A 15594-nucleotide genomic window follows, 5' to 3' on the forward strand; every position below is an offset into this window, starting at 1 on the left:
TCACTCCCGCCCCCCTACCGGTCGATCTCTTCGAACAGCGCTTCCCAGCGGTCCAGCACCGCCGGCAGCGCCAGCGGCGCCACATGGGCCCGCGCCGCCCGCCCGTAGCGCTCGCGCAGCGCCCCGTCCCCCATCAGCTCCGCCAGCGCCGCCGCGAACGCCGCCGTGTCGCCGGGCGGCACGAGCGTGCCCGTACGGCCGTGGTCCACCAGCTCGCGCACCCCGCCCGACAGGTCGAAACCGACGCACGGCACCCCGGCGGCGGATGCCTCGGCGAGGGCCATGGGGCGCCCCTCGCGCTCGCTGGTGAGCGCCACCAGCGACAGCTCGCGGTAGGCGGCGGCCATGTCCTGCACGGCGCCCCGGAAGCGGACCCGCTCGGCGACGCCCAGGCGCTCCGCCCGCGCCCGCAGCTCCGGCTCCAGCGGGCCCTCGCCGAAGAAGTGCAGCTCCCAGCCGGGCTGCCCGGCACCGGCCGGGGCGGCCGAGGCGAAGGCGTCGAGCAGGCGGTCGAGCCGCTTCACCGCGTCCAGCCGCCCCACGGCGCCGATGCGCCGGGTGTCCAGGGGGGCAGGCGCGAGGGGCTCGAAGGGCAGCGGGTTGGGCATCGCGGCGGCGTTCGGCAGCCGCCTGCGGCGGAACTCGGCGGCGTCCGCCTCGCTCAGGAACACCGCCTTCTCCAGCGCCGGATAGTGACGCAGGATCAACTGGAGGTTCGCCGAGCCGCGGGCCTGGAGGAACGACTCGTGGTACTGCCCGACGACCCGCAGCCCCGGCGGCCGGCCGGCCCCGGCCAGCCAGTCCACCGCCCAGGGCGAGCCCGCGATCACATATCCCCCGCGCCCCTCCGGCACCGCCGCGAGCCTCCGGGCCAGCAGCTCGCGCGCCCGCGCCCGCTCCAGCCGCTCGGCACGGGCCGCGCGCAGCCGCACCGGGCTCAGCCGCTCGGCGAGCGAGGCGGCCTCCCGGGAGGGGGCGGCGGGCGAGCGGTGGAGGGTGGTGCGCCGGTAGCCGGGATCCGCGGTGTACTCGTGGGGCTCGGGGCTGGGCCGGATGCCGATCAGCTCGACGTCGTGACCCCGCCCGGCGAAGCCCTGGGCGAGGGTGTGCAGCACCCGCTGCGAGCCGCCCATCGAGTCGACGTCGATGCCCACCAGGAACAGCTGCCGCCGCTTCACCGCGCAACCCCCTCGAAGAACAGGTCGACCACGGCCTTGCTCGCCCACCCGGTCTCATGGGAGTTGAACCGCGCCTGGAACCGGGCGTACGCCTCCGCCCACTCCTCCTGCACTTCCGCCAGATTCCGCAGGGTGTCGACCAGTTGCCCCGTCGTGGCCAGCATCGGGCCGGGGGCGATGCCGGGCAGGTCGTAGTAGGTGCCGCGGGCCAGTGAGCGGTACTCCGCGTAGTCGTCGGCGTAGAGGAGGATGGGCCGGCCCAGGTTGGCGTAGTCGAACATCACCGACGAGTAGTCGGTGAGCAGGGCGTCCGAGGCGAGCAGCAGGTCGTTGAGGTCGGTGAACTCCCGCCCCTCGCGCACCGCGTGGCCCAGCTCGCGCGGCACCGTGAACCGCTCGTAGTAGTGCGGGCGCACCACCACCGTCCACTCCTCGCCCACCGCGCGCACCAGCTCCGGCAGGTCCGCCCGGATCGACTCGCCGCTGCCGCGCGCCCCGTCGCGGAACGTCGGTGCGTAGAGCAGCACCTTGCGCCCCTCGGGGATCTGCAGGCGCTCGCGGGTGGCGGCGGCGCGGTCACGCTGCTCGGGGTCGTTCCAGCGGACGAGGACGTCGTTGCGGGGCAGCCCGGTGCGCAGCAGCTCACCGGTGTATCCGTTGGCCCGTACGAAGGTCCGCTCGAACTCCTCGCTGGGGGAGATCAGCGCGTCCCAGCGGGCCACCGCCGCGCGGTGCCGCCGCTGCCGCTCCGCGCTCGCCAGCCGCAGCTCGGGGGAGTCGAAGCCCATGTGCTTGAGGGCCTGGCCGTGCCAGGTCTGGAGGTAGCGGGTGCCGGGGCGCTTGGCGAAGTGGGCCGGGAAGCCGTGCGAGTCCACCCAGTAGCGCGCCCGGGCCACCGCGCGGACGTACTCCCAGCTGCCGCGCCGGACCAGCTCGACACCCTCCGGGTAGGAGGAGCGGCTGCCGGTCCAGGACCACACGGCGCGCAGCGGGAGACCGCGCCGCAGCAGCTCCTCGTGGATATAGCGGGGGCTGTCGGCGTAGCCGCGGCCCTCCAGGGCCTCGAAGACCACCAGGTGCTCGTCGACGGGCAGCTTCTGCAGCTCGTGGCAGACGAGGGCCTTGGCCCGGGGCCCGGTGGCGCGCCGGGCGAGCCGCCGCAGCGGCGCCAGGGCGGGCGCCGCGGCCTCGGCGTGCCGGAGGGCCCCCACGCGCTCCCAGGAGAACTCGAGCCTCCCCGCCCCGCGCCCCTCGCAGCCGGCCCGCACCCGGTGCCCGCCGGTCCAGGTGCGCAGCGAGGGCAGCCCGGCGGGGGCCAGCACGGGATCGGTGCGGGTCAGCCCCAGCCGGGTGAGGGCGACGACGGGGTGACGGCGGCCCCGGAAGCCCTTGATCCCGAGCGGGACCCGGCCCAGGTCGACCACGATCTCGGCCCGCCGGACCGCCGCACCCTCCCCGGCGTCCTCCCCGGCGGGCTCGTACCGGAACGGCACGGCGTACGGCCCCGCCGCCGTGGCCACCCTCAGCTCGGCCGTCACCGGCCCGGCGGCCGGGAGCAGCCGGAACGGGTCGTAGGTGCGCAGGGAGACGCGCAGGCGCGCGCCCGCCGGTTCGAGCCGCACGGCCTCGTGCCGCAGCGGGCCGCCGGCGAAGGACTGCTCGTCCGGCCGCCACTCGGTGATGTCCAGAGCCTCCGCGGCGGGCCCGTCCGGGGGCAGGGTGCTCCCCCAGTAGGTGCGCCCGGCGCCGTCCCGGACGACGTGGCGCGGGGCGAGGCCGGGCCGGTCCAGGGTGCGGGCGCACTCGGCGGCCTCCTCGAACCGGCCGGTGCGCAACAGGTACTGGCACACGCGCTGCTCGCGCGGGACGGCCGCGAGGGTCCCGGCGGGGATGCCGTCCAGGCAGGGGGCGAGCGCGGCGGCGAGTTCCGCGGCCCACCGGCGGTCCCGGAAGGGGAGGTCGCCGAGGAGGAGGCGGACGTCGTGGCGGAGGAACTTCGCGTCCTTGGCCGGTCTCAGGTCGGCGTTGCCCGTCCGTTCCAGGAAGTCGTCGACGAGCCGGGCCACGGCGATGCGGTCGCGGACGTTCTGGATCCGGTGCCGGCCGGAGGAGATGGACGGCCCGGCCGCGGGGTCCCCGGCCAGCCGCCAGGTGTAGACGGGCCAGGGGACGACGGCGAAGGAGCGGGCCAGGGTGAAGGCCCGGGCGGTGAAGAGGTGGTCCTCGTAGTGGAGGTCCTCGGGGAAGCGCAGGCCGTGCCGGGCGAGGAAGTCCGCGCGGTAGAGCTTGTTGGTGGAGAGGTTGTCGAGGAAGTACTCGGGGGCGGCGCGGATGCCGTCGACGAGCCGTACGTCCGCGAAGAGTTCGGGGTACCACAGGCCGGTGGCGCCGGTCTCCTCGAAGAGCCGGGTGACCTCGCCGGTGACGAAGTCGGCGCCCGTCCCCTCGGCGGCCAGCAGCAGCGACTTGCAGGCGTGGTACGGGAGTTCGTCGTCGCTGTCGAGGAACATCACATGGGGCGCGCGGGCGGCCTCGATGCCGGCGTTGCGCGGCGCCCCGCAGCCGCCGCTGTTGGCGGGCAGCCTCAGGGTGCGCACCCGGGGGTCGGACCGGGCCAGTTCGCGGGCGACGGCCGGGGTGCCGTCCGTGGAGCAGTCGTCGACGACGATCACTTCGAGGCTGCGCAGGGACTGGCCGAGGACGGACCGTACGGCGCGGGGCAGCCGGGCCGCGTCGTTGTAGACGATCACGACCACGCTGACGTCGGCGGTGGGCATGGGTCACCTCGCTTCGGGATCGGGCCGGACCTCGACCTCACTACACAGAGAGTAATCATCATCACTGACAGTGACAATAGGCAGGGTGGCGGCCCTCCCCCGGCCCCCCACCCGGTCCCGCCCCTGCTCCCTCTCCCGCCACGCCGTGAACGCCAGCACCGTTGCCATGCCGCCGAACATCACGATGTCCTTGAACGCGTGCTGCTGCGCCGACTCCACCCCCGGCCACGGCACCCCGCCCCACTGCGGCACCAGCGGCATCCAGAACCACACGGACCGCGAGGCCGCGCTCCGCGCCACGTACGACGCGGCCAGCGAAGGCACCACCACCAGCGCGTAGTTCATGAACGACGGGCGCGAGACCACGAACGCCGCCAGCATCAGCAGCGAGGCGCACTCCACCAGCCGTACGCCCTCGTCGCCCCCGCAGCGCCAGCGCAGCCGGGCGAAGTACAGCACCGCACCCGCCGCGAGCACCCCGAGGGCGAAGGCCGGCGCGTGCGGCACGCCCAGCCTCGGCAGCACCGTCGGCCACGAGGAGTCGTACGGACGGGCGTAGGAGTCCTGGCCGTGCAGCAGGAAGGGCAGCGTCCGGGTGAAGAACAGCCCCGGCCGGGGCATCGCCGCCGCCGCGACCAGCGACACCGCCACCGGGATGACCACCGCCCACGCCAGCGCCCGCCACCTCCGCGCGAGGACGAACAGCAGCAGCACCGGCACCAGCATCGGCTTGAGCGCGATCGCCCCGCCGATGACCGCCCCCGCCGCATCCCACCGCCCGCGCCGCGCCGCCAGTAGCGTGCCCGGAAAGGCGATCACCGAGGCGGCCGTCCAGTTGCCCAGGTACGTCAGGCTGACGAAGGGCAGGAACAGCGCCAGCCCGGCCGCCATGGCCGCCGCCAGCCGGCTGTCCGCCCGGGCGCCGAAGATCCGCAGCGCCAGCAGCGCGCCCACCGCCACCAGCACCCCGGTCGCCGCGGGCACGGCGTAGAACAGCACCCGCTCGGAGAGGAGCGTCTGCGGCAGGGCCGCGAAGGCCGCCCCGGGCAGGTAGAGGAACCGCTTGTCCGCGTACGGGGAGCCGCCCTCCAGCAGCGTCCGGGCCGCGCGCACCACGACCTCGTTGTCGATGCCCGTGCGCACCTTCTCGTAGGACCGCACCGAGCCGAGCGCGTACAGCAGCAGGGCCGCGCACAGCGCGGGCCGCGGCGCGCGGCCGTACAGCCAGCGGGCCGTCGCGTCGCCGGGGGCGGGGGTCGCTGTCACCGGCCGAGGACCTCCCGCAGCGCGAGGCCGCCCGGGCCCCGCACCTCCCGCCCCAGCGCGGGGTCGTCCGGCGGCAGGCCCGGCCCGCCGTTCTTCTGCAGCACCCATCGCACGCCGTACTCCTTGAGGATGCCGAGCCGTTCGGCCCGGGAGGTGGCCGGGGCGAAGTAGCGCCGGGTCGCGTCCCGGCGCCGCTCCTCGTCGGGGAGGAAGAGATCGGGGTAGGCCGGGGCGACGGTGTACGGGCCGTAGGCGGGCAGCGTCCGCAGGGCGTAGTAGTCGTCGGTGAGCACCGTCGCCCCCTTGGGCACCTGCCGGGCCGCCCAGCCGAACCGCGGCCAGAGGGCGATGGCCCGCGCCTCGCGCAGGACGGGCGGGATGGCGTCCTGGCGCAGCACGTACGACAGCACCCCGGCCTGCGCCCAGGCCCCGGTGAGCAGGGCAGCGGCCGTCGCCGCCGGGAGCGCCCGGCGCAGCCTGCCGCCGGGGGCGTGCAGGGCCTCGGCCGTCTCGATGGCGAGCGCGAGTTGCGCGGGCAGGAGCACGGCGGGCAGCGCGCGCCCCCACGCGTAGTGCCCGCTCGGCCAGCCGGCGGCGAAGACCACCGCCCCCAGCCCGCAGAAGAGCACCAGCGGATCGCGGCGGTCGCGGCGCCAGCGCACGGCCAGGGCGGCGCCCCCCAGCGCCACCAGGCAGAAACGCGCCGCGAGATGGCCGTAGAGCGGCCGGTGGATGGCGTCCAGCCCGCCGCCCAGCAGCCCCGGGAAGGAGTAGTACGGCCAGCACAGCGGCAGCGCCAGCGCGAGGCAGCCACCCGCGGCCACCCGGAGCCACACCTCGCGGCCGGGCCGGGGACGGGCCCCCGCCAGCACGGCCGTCACGCCCAGCACCACGACCGCACCGGTGAACTGATGGCACAGCAGCACCCCGGCCAGCAGCACCCCCAGCCACAGGAACCCCGCCGTCCCCCAGCCCCGCGCCAGCGCCTTGCGCAGCAGCGCCCACAGGTGGAAGCCGAGCCCCAGGGCGAAGGTGCTCGGGTAGGCGAGGGTCAGGCAGAGCGAGGTGAGCCCGGGCACCCCGCTCCAGGCGAACAGCCGCACCCCGTACAGCAGCAGCACGCACAGCAGCGCCAGCGGCACCGCGGTCCGCCGCGCCGTGAATGTGCGGACGAAGGCGGCGATCCCGGTGGCCAGCAGGGCGAGCCCGGCGAGCGCCGCCAGCCGCAGCACCCCGAACGTGCCCCAGCCGGCCCCCGTCGCCACCAGCGCCAGCAGGACCGTCCAGGGCGAGTAGTACGGGCTGGGGGTGTCCTCGTCGACCAGCGGATTGCCGGGGTGGAGCAGGTCCGCGCGCAGCCGTTCCAGCACCGCGCCGTGCATGCCCAGGTCGCCGGACCAGGGCAGCCGCACCACCATGAGCAGCAGCAGGACGCCCAGCAGCAGGACGGCGGCGACGGCCGTCCGGTGCGGGAGCCTCGCCCCGAAGGCCATGGGCGCGGTCACGGCGGGGTCAGCGGCGGTGCTTGTGGGCCGTGCGGAGCGCCTTCGACCGCAGCCGCCAGGGCATGGCCACGGATTCGAGCTGCACCGCGAGGTCCATCTTCGACTCCCCGGCCGTGCGGTCCTCGAAGTGGATGGGCACCTCCACGACGGTGAAGCCGGAGCGCAGCGCGCGGTACTTGGTCTCGACCTGGAAGCTGTAGCCGGCGCTGTCGACGGTGGAGAGGTCGAGGGCGCGCAGGGCGTCCGCGCTCCAGAGGTTGAAGCCGCCCGTGATGTCGCGGACGCGGGTGCCGAGGATGCCGCTGGCGTAGGCGTTGGCCCAGCGGGAGAGCAGCTTGCGGTGGGCCTTCCAGGCATCGGAGAGGGTGCCGCCGGGCACGTAGCGGCTGCCGACGACGACGTCCGCGCCGGTGGCGAGGGCGACGCCGAGCATTTCGGCGATCTTGTCGGCGGGGTGGCTGCCGTCGGCGTCCATCTGGAGGACGTAGGCGGCGCCCTCCTCGACGGCCCGTTCCATGCCGGCCGCGTAGGCGCGGCCGAGGCCGGCCTTGGCGGTGCGGTGGAGGACGCCCATGCGGGTGCGGGCGGGGCCGTCCGGGCCGCCGGGCTCGTTGTACTTGTCGGCCAGCTGTTCGGCGACGGTGCCGGTGCCGTCCGGGCTGTTGTCGTCGACGACCAGCAGCCGCAGCCCTTCGAGGGGCAGGGCCATCAGGGTCTCGGCCATGGTGGGCAGGTTGTCCGCCTCGTTGTACGTGGGCATCACGACCGTCAGCGGGGTGCGGCCCCACTCGGCGGGGAGCGGTGTCGCGGCGGCGGGGGTGCACGGAGCGCTCATGGGCAGGTCCTTGTCGGTGCGGCCAGTGGGAAAGACGTTTCCGGGGAGACAGTCTGGGCGACGGGGTCAGACGGCGGAGAAGCGGATCGCGGCATCGGGGATGGCCGTGCCGCACCAGATGCGGGCCCCTTCGCGCAGTTCGTTGTCCGCGCCGATGTCGGCGTGGTCGCCGATCACGGCGCCGTCCAGCACGGTCCGGGGGCCCACCCGGGCGCCGGTGCCGACCATGGACGCCCGCACCCGCGCGCCGGCCTCTACGAGGGCGCCGTCGAGCACCACGGACCCCTCGACGTCCGCGCCCGCGGCGACCCTGGCCCCGGCGCCGACGACCGTGCCGCCGCCGAGCCTGGCCCCGCCCTCGACGTGGGCGCCGGGCAGTACGAGGTACTCGCCGGGGTCGCCGGGTACGGCCGGGGAGCGCACGATGCCGCGCACGAGGTCGGCGGAGGCCTGCACGAAGGAGGCCGGGCGGCCCAGGTCCAGCCAGTACGAGGCGTCGACGACGCCGTGCAGCAGCGCGCCCGCGGCCAGCAGCCCGGGGAAGGTCTCCCGCTCGACGGAGACCGGCCGCCCGGCCGGGATGGCGTCGATCACCTCGCGGCGGAAGACGTAGCAGCCCGCGTTGATCTGGTCGGTGACGATCTCCTCCGGGCGCCGCGGCTTCTCGGTGAAGGCGAGGACCCGGCCGTCCCCGTCGGTGGGCACCAGGCCGAAGGCGCGCGGGTCGGCGACCCGGGTCAGGTGGAGGGTGACGTCCGCCCGGGCCCGCTCGTGGCGGAGCAGCAGGTCCCGGATGTCGAGGCCGGTGAGGATGTCGCCGTTGAACACCAGTACGGGCTCGCCGGGCCGGGCGGAGAGCGCCGGGGCGGCGTGCCGGATGGCCCCGCCCGTGCCCAGGGGTTCCTCCTCATGGACGTAGGTGAGGCGCACGCCGTGCGCGGAGCCGTCGCCGAAGTAGGGCTCGAAGACCTCGGCGAGGTAGGAGGTGGCCAGGACCACATGGCGGACCCCGGCGGCTCCGGCGCGGGCCAGCTGGTGGGCGAGGAAGGGCACGCCCGCGGCCGGGACCATCGGCTTCGGGGTGTTGATGGTGAGCGGCTGGAGCCGGGTCCCCTTGCCGCCGACGAGCAGTACCGCCTCTGTCATGCCAGCTCCTCGCCCACTGTGATCACATCGTCGCACTGCGTCAGTTTTTGCGGCAATTTACACTACAATCGACTGTCTACGTGAAATGTCCGCTACGCGTGGCGACCGTATCTGGAGATGCCCTTGCGACCGACGCAACCGAGGGGGATGCCCATGCCCGGACCGGCCAGGCTGCTGGCGCTCGGACGGGAGTTCGCGAAGTTCGGCGCGGTGGGCGGGCTGGGGATCTTCGTCAACCTGGGCGTCTTCAACATCTGCCGCGGGGCGACGGGGCTGCCCGTGGTGCGGTGCAGCGTGATCGCGACCGTCGTCGCGATCGCCTTCAACTACCTGGGGCTGCGCTACTTCACCTACCGGGACCGCGACAAGGACCACCGCAGCCGGGAGGTCCTGCTCTTCGCCGTCTTCAGCGTCGTGGGCCTGGTGATCGAGAACGGCGTGCTCTACGTCGCCACCTACGGCTTCGGCCTGGCCAGCCCGTTCCTCAGCAACCTCTTCAAGTTCCTGGGCATCGGCACGGCCACCCTGTTCCGCTTCTGGTCCTACCGGGCCTGGGTCTTCAGGGCGCTTCCCGGGCACGGCGCGCTCCGCGTCTCGCGTCACGGCGAGCCGTCGAACAGCACGAGCAACCCGGCCGCGTACCAACCCGAGACCACCGCACCTCCACCGTAGAGACAGATCCGCACCCCAAGCGGAGCACGCGCGAGCGGCCGGGCCGCCAACAGCAGCAGAACCGGCAGGAACGGCAGCATGAAACGTGGCTTGGAGAACTGTGAACCGGGTGTGCACATCATCAGCACCCAGGCCCCCGCTACCACCGCGACCAGCGGCCACGGCACGCCCCGGTCCAGCGCCAGCGCCAGCGTCCCGACCAGCGTCAGCAGCACCAGCGCGACCACGGCCATGTGCCGGACGTCCGCGACGTCCCCGTCCCGGTAGAGCAGCACGTGCCGCAGGAAGCGCACCGTACCGCTGCCGAAGTCGAAGGACTGCCCCCAGGCCCGTTCCGCCTCGAACCAGCCGTCCCAGCGCCCCACCCGGCTGCCCAGGTACAGCCAGCTCCCCAGCAGCCCCAGCGGCGCCAGGAACAGCGCCGCCCACGCCCGCCGGCCGCCCCGTCGGCGCACCACCGCCCACCCCGCCGCGAGCATCACCGTCGCAATGAGCACCGTGGCCGTCGGCCGCACCGTGCCCGCCAGCACGCTCAGCGCCCCGGCTGCCAGCCAGCGGCCCGCCAGCACGGCCACCAGCGCCCACAGCAGCACCGCGCTGAACACGGCCTCCGAGTACGGCACCCACAGCGCGAAGGCGTACGGGGAGCAGGACCACAGCGCCACGCACGCGTACCCGGCGGCGGGCCCGCCCCCGGCCTGCCGCACGAGCGCGGGGATCCCCGCCGCGGCCACCGCCGCCGCGCACCAGGAGACCAGCACCCCGGCGTACGCGTAGCCCAGCCCGGTCAGCAGGTGTATGCCCCGGATCAGGGCGGGCACCAGCGGGAAGAAGGCGAGCCGGTTGTAGGCGGGCGTCCCGTCGTCGCGGTAGTGGATGGCGCTCGGATAGCCACGCTCGGCCACGCGCAGGTAGTGGCCGCTGTCCCAGCGGTGCAGCAGCCACTGCACGCCGTGGCCCAGGCGATGGACGATCAGCAGCAGGACGGCGAAGCCGATGGCGGCCAGGCCGAGGTGGAGGGCCACCGCAAGGGCCCCCTCCCGGCGCGCCGGGGTGGCCACCAGCCGTGAAACGACTCTCATTCGTCTCTCTCAGCACGCTCAGCACGCGAAAAGGGGGCGGCCCCGGGAGTTTTCCCCGGGGCCGCCCCCTTCAGTCGTGCGTCAGCCGTGCGAGCGGAGCAGAGTGCGCATCGTCCGCATCGCCACCGACAGGTTGGCGAGGTCGAACGAGTCCGAACCCCGGATCTCGTCCAGCGTGGTGCGCGCCCGGCTGAGGATCGCGGCGTTCCGCTCCTCCCAGGCCCGGAAGCGCTCCTCCGGCGTCGAGCCGCCGTTGCCGACCGACAGCACCTCGGCCGTCAGCGCCGCGTGGGCCGCGTACAGGTCCTCACGGATGGAGGCGCGGGCCATGGACTGCCAGCGGTCGGCCCGCGGCAGCTCGATGATCCGGTCCATCAGCTGGCTGATGTGCAGCCGGTCGGCGAGGTCGTAGTAGACCTCGGCGACGTCCAGCGGGTTCTTGCCGGTACGGTCCGCGGTGGCGACGATGTCCAGCGCCGGGAAGACGGACGAGAAGCCCGCCACCTTCACCGCCAGCTCGTCGGGCACCCCGGCGTCGACCAGCTCGTCGTGGATCGACTGCCACCACTCGATGTCCGCGCCGCGCAGCAGCTTGGGCAGGTCGGCCCAGACCGTCTCCACGCCGTCCCTGAAGAAGCCGATCGTCTCGGCCAGCTGGAGCGGCTGCGGGCGGTTGTTGAGCAGCCAGCGGGTGCCGCGCTCGACCAGCCGCCGCGCGTGCAGCCGGATGCGGGTCTGCACGTCCGCCGCCACCACGTTGTCGAGCGCCTCGACGGCGTCCCACACCTCGTTCAGGCAGAAGATCTCGCGGGCCGCGGTCTGCGCCCGGACGATCTCCTCCAGCGAGGCCCCGGTCTCCTCCCGCAGCCGGTGCAGGAAGGTCGAACCACCGGAGTTGACCGTGTCGTTGACCAGGACGGTCGTCACGATCTCGCGGCGCAGCGCGTGGGTGTCGATCTGCTCGCCGAACGACTGGCGCAGCGCCTGCGGGAAGTAGGCGTACAGCAGCCGCTGGAGGTACGGGTCGTCGGGCAGCTCGGTGGTGAGCAGCTCCTCCGCCGTGGTGATCTTGATGTAGGCGAGCAGGACGGCCAGCTCGGGCTGGGTCAGGCCGCGCCCGGCGGACAGCCGCTCCCGGATCTGCCGGTCGGTGGGCAGGAACTCCAGGGCGCGGTCCAGGTGGCCGTCGCGCACCAGCCGGCGCATGATCCGCTGGTGGGCGTGGAGCAGGCTGGGGGCCTGGGACACGCCGTTGGCCAGCGCCACGTTCTGCGCGTAGTTGTTGCGCAGCACCAGCTCGCCGACCTCGTCGGTCATCTCGGCGAGCAGCTTGTTGCGCTGCTTGACGGTCATATCGCCCTCGGTGACGAGCCCGTTCAGCAGGATCTTGATGTTCACCTCGTGGTCGGAGGTGTCCACGCCGGCGCTGTTGTCGATGGCGTCGGTGTTCACCCGGCCGCCGGTGGACTCCGGCCCGCCCGACAGGGCGAACTCGATGCGGCCCAGCTGGGTCAGGCCCAGGTTGCCGCCCTCGCCGACGACCTTGACCCGCAGGTCCCCGCCGTCCACCCGGATCGCGTCGTTCGCCTTGTCGCCCACGTCCGCGTGGGACTCGGTGGACGCCTTGACGTACGTGCCGATGCCGCCGTTCCACAGCAGGTCCACCGGCGCGCTGAGGATGGCCTTCATCAGCTCGGCCGGGGTCAGCTTGGTGACGCCGGGCTCGATGCCGAGGGCCTCGCGCACATGGGCGTTGACCGGGATCGACTTGGCCGTGCGGGGGTGGATGCCGCCGCCCGCGGAGAGCAGGTCGGTGTTGTAGTCCGCCCAGGAGGAGCGGGGCAGCTCGAACAGGCGGCGGCGCTCGGCGTAGGAGACGGCCGAGTCCGGCGTCGGGTCGAGGAAGATGTGCCGGTGGTCGAAGGCGGCCACCAGGCGGATGTGCTCGGAGAGCAGCATGCCGTTGCCGAACACGTCGCCCGACATGTCGCCGACGCCGACGACCGTGAAGTCCTGGGTCTGGGTGTTGTGGCCCAGCTCCCGGAAGTGGCGCTTGACGGACTCCCAGGCGCCGCGGGCGGTGATGCCCATGCCCTTGTGGTCGTAGCCCGCCGAGCCGCCGGAGGCGAACGCGTCGCCCAGCCAGAAGCCGTAGGACTCCGCGACCTCGTTGGCGATGTCGGAGAAGGTCGCGGTGCCCTTGTCGGCGGCGACGACGAGGTAGGTGTCGTCGCCGTCGTGGCGCACGACGTTCTTGGGCGGCACGACCTCGCCGCCGACCATGTTGTCGGTGATGTCGAGCAGACCGGAGATGAAGGTCTTGTACGAGGCGATGCCCTCGGCCAGCCACGCGTCGCGGTCGACGGCCGGGTCCGGCAGCCGCTTGCCGACGAAGCCGCCCTTGGCGCCCACCGGCACGATGACGGTGTTCTTCACCATCTGCGCCTTGACCAGGCCCAGGATCTCGGTGCGGAAGTCCTCGCGCCGGTCGGACCAGCGCAGACCGCCGCGGGCGACCTTGCCGAAGCGCAGGTGCACGCCCTCGACACGCGGGGAGTACACCCAGATCTCGAACGCCGGGCGCGGGGCCGGCAGGTCCGGAATGGCCTGCGGGTCCAGCTTCAGCGACAGGTAGGGATGCGGGGCACCGGTCTCGGCGCGCTGCCCCCCGCCTTCGCTTCCCGCGCTGACGCGCTGGAAGTGGTTGGTGCGCAGCGTGGCCTTGATGACGGTCAGGAACGCGCGCAGGATGCGGTCCTCGTCCAGGCTCGCCACCTGGTCCAGGGCGCCGTCCAGCTCCTCCAGCAGCCCGTCGGTCAGCTCCGTGCCCGCGCGCTGGAGCGCCGGGGACATCCGGGCCTCGAAGAGGTTCACCAGCAGCCGGGTGAGGTGGACGTTGCTGCTGAGGGTGTCCTCCATGTAGGCCTGGCTGAACGTGGAGCCGGCCTGGCGGAGGTACTTGGCGTACGCCCGCAGCACCATCGCCTGCCGCCAGTCGAGACCGGCCCGCAGCACGAGGTTGTTGAAGTTGTCGTTCTCCGCGGCCCCGGTCCAGACGGCCGCGAAGGCCTCCTGGAAGCGGGTGCGTGCGTCGTCGCCCTCGACCCTCTCGGGCATCCGCAGCCCGAAGTCGTAGATCCAGGCGGTCGTCCCGTCCGCGCAGCGCAGCTCGTACGGGCGCTCGTCGACGACCTCGACGCCGAGCCGCTGGAGCACCGGCAGCACGGCGGACAGGGAGACCGGCTCGCCCGTGCGGTAGATCTTGAAGCGGCGCTCGCCGGGGGCCGCGCCGACCGGCTCGTACAGGCTCAGCTCGAAGTCCTGGCCGCCGCCCGCCACGGTCAGCTTCTCCAGGTGGGCGAGGTCGGCGACGGCGCTGCGCGGGTTGTGGTCGGCCTTGTAGCCCTCGGGGAAGGCGTGGGCGTAGCGGCGCAGCAGCTCGGCGGCGCGCTCCTCGCCGACCTCGGCGGTCAGCGTCTCGGCGAAGCCGTCGGCCCAGGAGCGGGCGGCCTCCGCCAGGCGGACCTCGATGCGCTCCTCGTCGGCGTCGGTGAGGTCCGGCAGGGTGGCGCCGGGCTCGACGCGGACGACGAAGTGCAGCCGGGAGAGCACCGACTCGGTGTTCCAGGCGGTGAAGTCGACGCTGGTGCCGCCCAGCTCCTCCTTGAGGATGTCGATCAGCCGCAGCCGGACGCCGGTGGTGTAGCGGTCGCGCGGCAGGTAGATCAGGGCGGAGTAGTAGCGCCCGTACTCGTCACGGCGCAGGTACAGCCGCAGCCGGCGGCGCTCCTGGAGGTAGAGCACGCTGGTGGCGATGGCCCGCAGCTGGTCGGTGTCGGTCTGGAACAGCTCGTCGCGCGGGTAGGTCTCCAGGATCTGGAGCAGGTCGCGGCCGTCGTGGCTGTCGGGGCTGAAGCCGGCGTCGTCCAGGACCTGGGCCACCTTGCGGCGGATGACGGGCACCCTGCGCACGGACTCGGTGTAGGCGGCCGAGGAGAACAGGCCCAGGAAGCGGCGCTCACCGATCACGTTGCCGGCGGCGTCGAACTTCTTCACCCCGATGTAGTCGAGGTAGGAGGGGCGGTGCACGGTGGCGCGGCTGTTGGCCTTGGTGAGGACGAGCAGCTTGTGCTCGCGGGCCTTGGCGCGGGCGTCCGCCGGGAGCCGGCTGAAGGACGGCGACGAGGGGCGGGTGAGCGGGGCGTGGTGGCCCTCGTGGTGCCCGTCGGGGGTGTGCGTGGGGTCGGAGCGCAGGATGCCCAGGCCGGTGCCGGGGACGGCGCTGAGCACGTCCTCCTCGCCGCCGTCGGCGGAGACCGTCGTCAGGTCGTACTCGCGGTAGCCGAGGAAGGTGAAGTGGTCGGCGGCCAGCCAGCGCAGCAGCTCGCGGGCCTCGTCCAGCTCGGTCCCGGGGATGCCGTCGGTGGGCTCCTCGGCCAGGCCGTCGGCGATGCGCAGCGCGGAGTCGCGCATCTTGCCCCAGTCCTCGACGGTCTCGCGGACGTCGGAGAGGACGCGCAGCAGGTCGGCGGAGATCTGCTTGAGGTCGTCGCGGTCGGTCTCGCGGTCGGTCTCGACGTGGATCCAGGACTCGACGAGCGCGTCGTGCGGCAGCGTGGCGTCCTTGCCGTTGCCGTGGGTGGTGCAGGCGGAGCCGAGGACCTCGAGCAGCCGGCCGGTGACGTCGCGGCGGACGATCACCTGCGGGTGGATGACGACGTGGATGCCGCGGTTCTGGCGGGTCAGCTCGTTGGTGACCGAGTCGACCAGGAAGGGCATGTCGTCGGTGACGACCTCGACGACGGAGTGGCTGGACGTCCAGCCGTTCTCCTCGACGGTCGGGGTGTGCACCCGGACGTTCGCGGTGCCCTGCGGCCGCATCTCGGCAAGCCGGTAGTGGGAGATGGCCGCGCCGTAGACGTCGACCGGGTCGCGGCCGGTGAGGTCCTCGGGGGCGGTGTGCAGGTAGTAACGCTGGAGGTAGGCGGTGAGGGTCTCCTGGTCGAACCCGCCCTCGCCCTTCCGGCCGGCCGGCTGTTGACCCCCGGCCGGGACGTTATCGGCGACGCGGGCCGCCCGCTCGAGCAGCTCGGCCTTGGCTTCGTCCAGCTTGGTCTGCATGTCCTCTGGCTC

General features: G+C 73.6%; 9 protein-coding genes. 1 reads left to right on the forward strand and 8 read right to left on the reverse strand.

The window, feature by feature from the left end:
• Positions 1–14: 14 nt before the first annotated feature.
• From AC1Z4A_RS11665 to manB, 6 genes are all read right to left on the reverse strand, one after another.
• Positions 15–1178, reverse strand: a complete 1164-nt coding sequence (locus AC1Z4A_RS11665) for a glycosyltransferase (protein WP_483677959.1) — start codon at positions 1176–1178, stop codon at positions 15–17.
• Positions 1175–3955 (reverse strand): bifunctional glycosyltransferase/CDP-glycerol:glycerophosphate glycerophosphotransferase, encoded by a 2781-nt coding sequence (locus AC1Z4A_RS11670; protein WP_483677961.1) that lies wholly within the window; start codon positions 3953–3955, stop codon positions 1175–1177. The genes AC1Z4A_RS11665 and AC1Z4A_RS11670 overlap by 4 nt, the downstream gene beginning before the upstream one ends.
• Positions 3956–3958: 3 nt before the next feature.
• Positions 3959–5221: a glycosyltransferase family 87 protein gene (locus AC1Z4A_RS11675; protein WP_483677963.1), complete on the reverse strand. Its 1263-nt coding sequence runs from the start codon at positions 5219–5221 to the stop codon at positions 3959–3961.
• The gene (locus tag AC1Z4A_RS11680) at positions 5218–6714 is read right to left on the reverse strand and encodes a hypothetical protein (protein ID WP_483683570.1); all 1497 of its coding nucleotides are present in this window, start codon (positions 6712–6714) and stop codon (positions 5218–5220) included. The genes AC1Z4A_RS11675 and AC1Z4A_RS11680 overlap by 4 nt, the downstream gene beginning before the upstream one ends.
• Positions 6715–6733: 19 nt before the next feature.
• Positions 6734–7561: a polyprenol monophosphomannose synthase gene (locus AC1Z4A_RS11685; protein WP_483677965.1), complete on the reverse strand. Its 828-nt coding sequence runs from the start codon at positions 7559–7561 to the stop codon at positions 6734–6736.
• Between the two features lie 66 nt (positions 7562–7627).
• Positions 7628–8707: a mannose-1-phosphate guanylyltransferase gene (gene manB / locus AC1Z4A_RS11690; RefSeq protein WP_483677967.1), complete on the reverse strand. Its 1080-nt coding sequence runs from the start codon at positions 8705–8707 to the stop codon at positions 7628–7630.
• 147 nt (positions 8708–8854) lie between these two features.
• On the opposite strand from manB, the gene AC1Z4A_RS11695 reads away from it, so the two are divergent.
• The gene (locus AC1Z4A_RS11695) at positions 8855–9379 is read left to right on the forward strand and encodes a GtrA family protein (protein WP_483677970.1); all 525 of its coding nucleotides are present in this window, start codon (positions 8855–8857) and stop codon (positions 9377–9379) included.
• Here the strand turns inward: AC1Z4A_RS11695 and AC1Z4A_RS11700 are convergent.
• Positions 9307–10461, reverse strand: a complete 1155-nt coding sequence (locus tag AC1Z4A_RS11700) for a hypothetical protein (protein WP_483677974.1) — start codon at positions 10459–10461, stop codon at positions 9307–9309. The genes AC1Z4A_RS11695 and AC1Z4A_RS11700 overlap by 73 nt on opposite strands.
• An 81-nt stretch (positions 10462–10542) precedes the next feature.
• Complete coding sequence (locus AC1Z4A_RS11705) at positions 10543–15582, reverse strand: NAD-glutamate dehydrogenase (RefSeq protein ID WP_483677977.1); 5040 nt, start codon at positions 15580–15582, stop codon at positions 10543–10545.
• Positions 15583–15594: the final 12 nt, after the last annotated feature.

The organism is Streptomyces sp. 17_S59, from assembly GCF_056930295.1.

Excerpts from the sequence above, each read along its gene's own strand:
- AC1Z4A_RS11670 (WP_483677961.1), bottom strand. The coding sequence starts at position 3,955 with ATGCCCACCGCCGACGTCAGCGTGGTCGTGATCGTCTACAACGACGCG.
- AC1Z4A_RS11680 (WP_483683570.1), bottom strand. The coding sequence starts at position 6,714 with ATGGCCTTCGGGGCGAGGCTCCCGCACCGGACGGCCGTCGCCGCCGTC.
- AC1Z4A_RS11685 (WP_483677965.1), bottom strand. The coding sequence starts at position 7,561 with ATGAGCGCTCCGTGCACCCCCGCCGCCGCGACACCGCTCCCCGCCGAG.
- manB (WP_483677967.1), bottom strand. The coding sequence starts at position 8,707 with ATGACAGAGGCGGTACTGCTCGTCGGCGGCAAGGGGACCCGGCTCCAG.
- AC1Z4A_RS11695 (WP_483677970.1), top strand. The coding sequence starts at position 8,855 with ATGCCCATGCCCGGACCGGCCAGGCTGCTGGCGCTCGGACGGGAGTTC.
- AC1Z4A_RS11700 (WP_483677974.1), bottom strand. The coding sequence starts at position 10,461 with ATGAGAGTCGTTTCACGGCTGGTGGCCACCCCGGCGCGCCGGGAGGGG.
- AC1Z4A_RS11705 (WP_483677977.1), bottom strand. The coding sequence starts at position 15,582 with ATGCAGACCAAGCTGGACGAAGCCAAGGCCGAGCTGCTCGAGCGGGCG.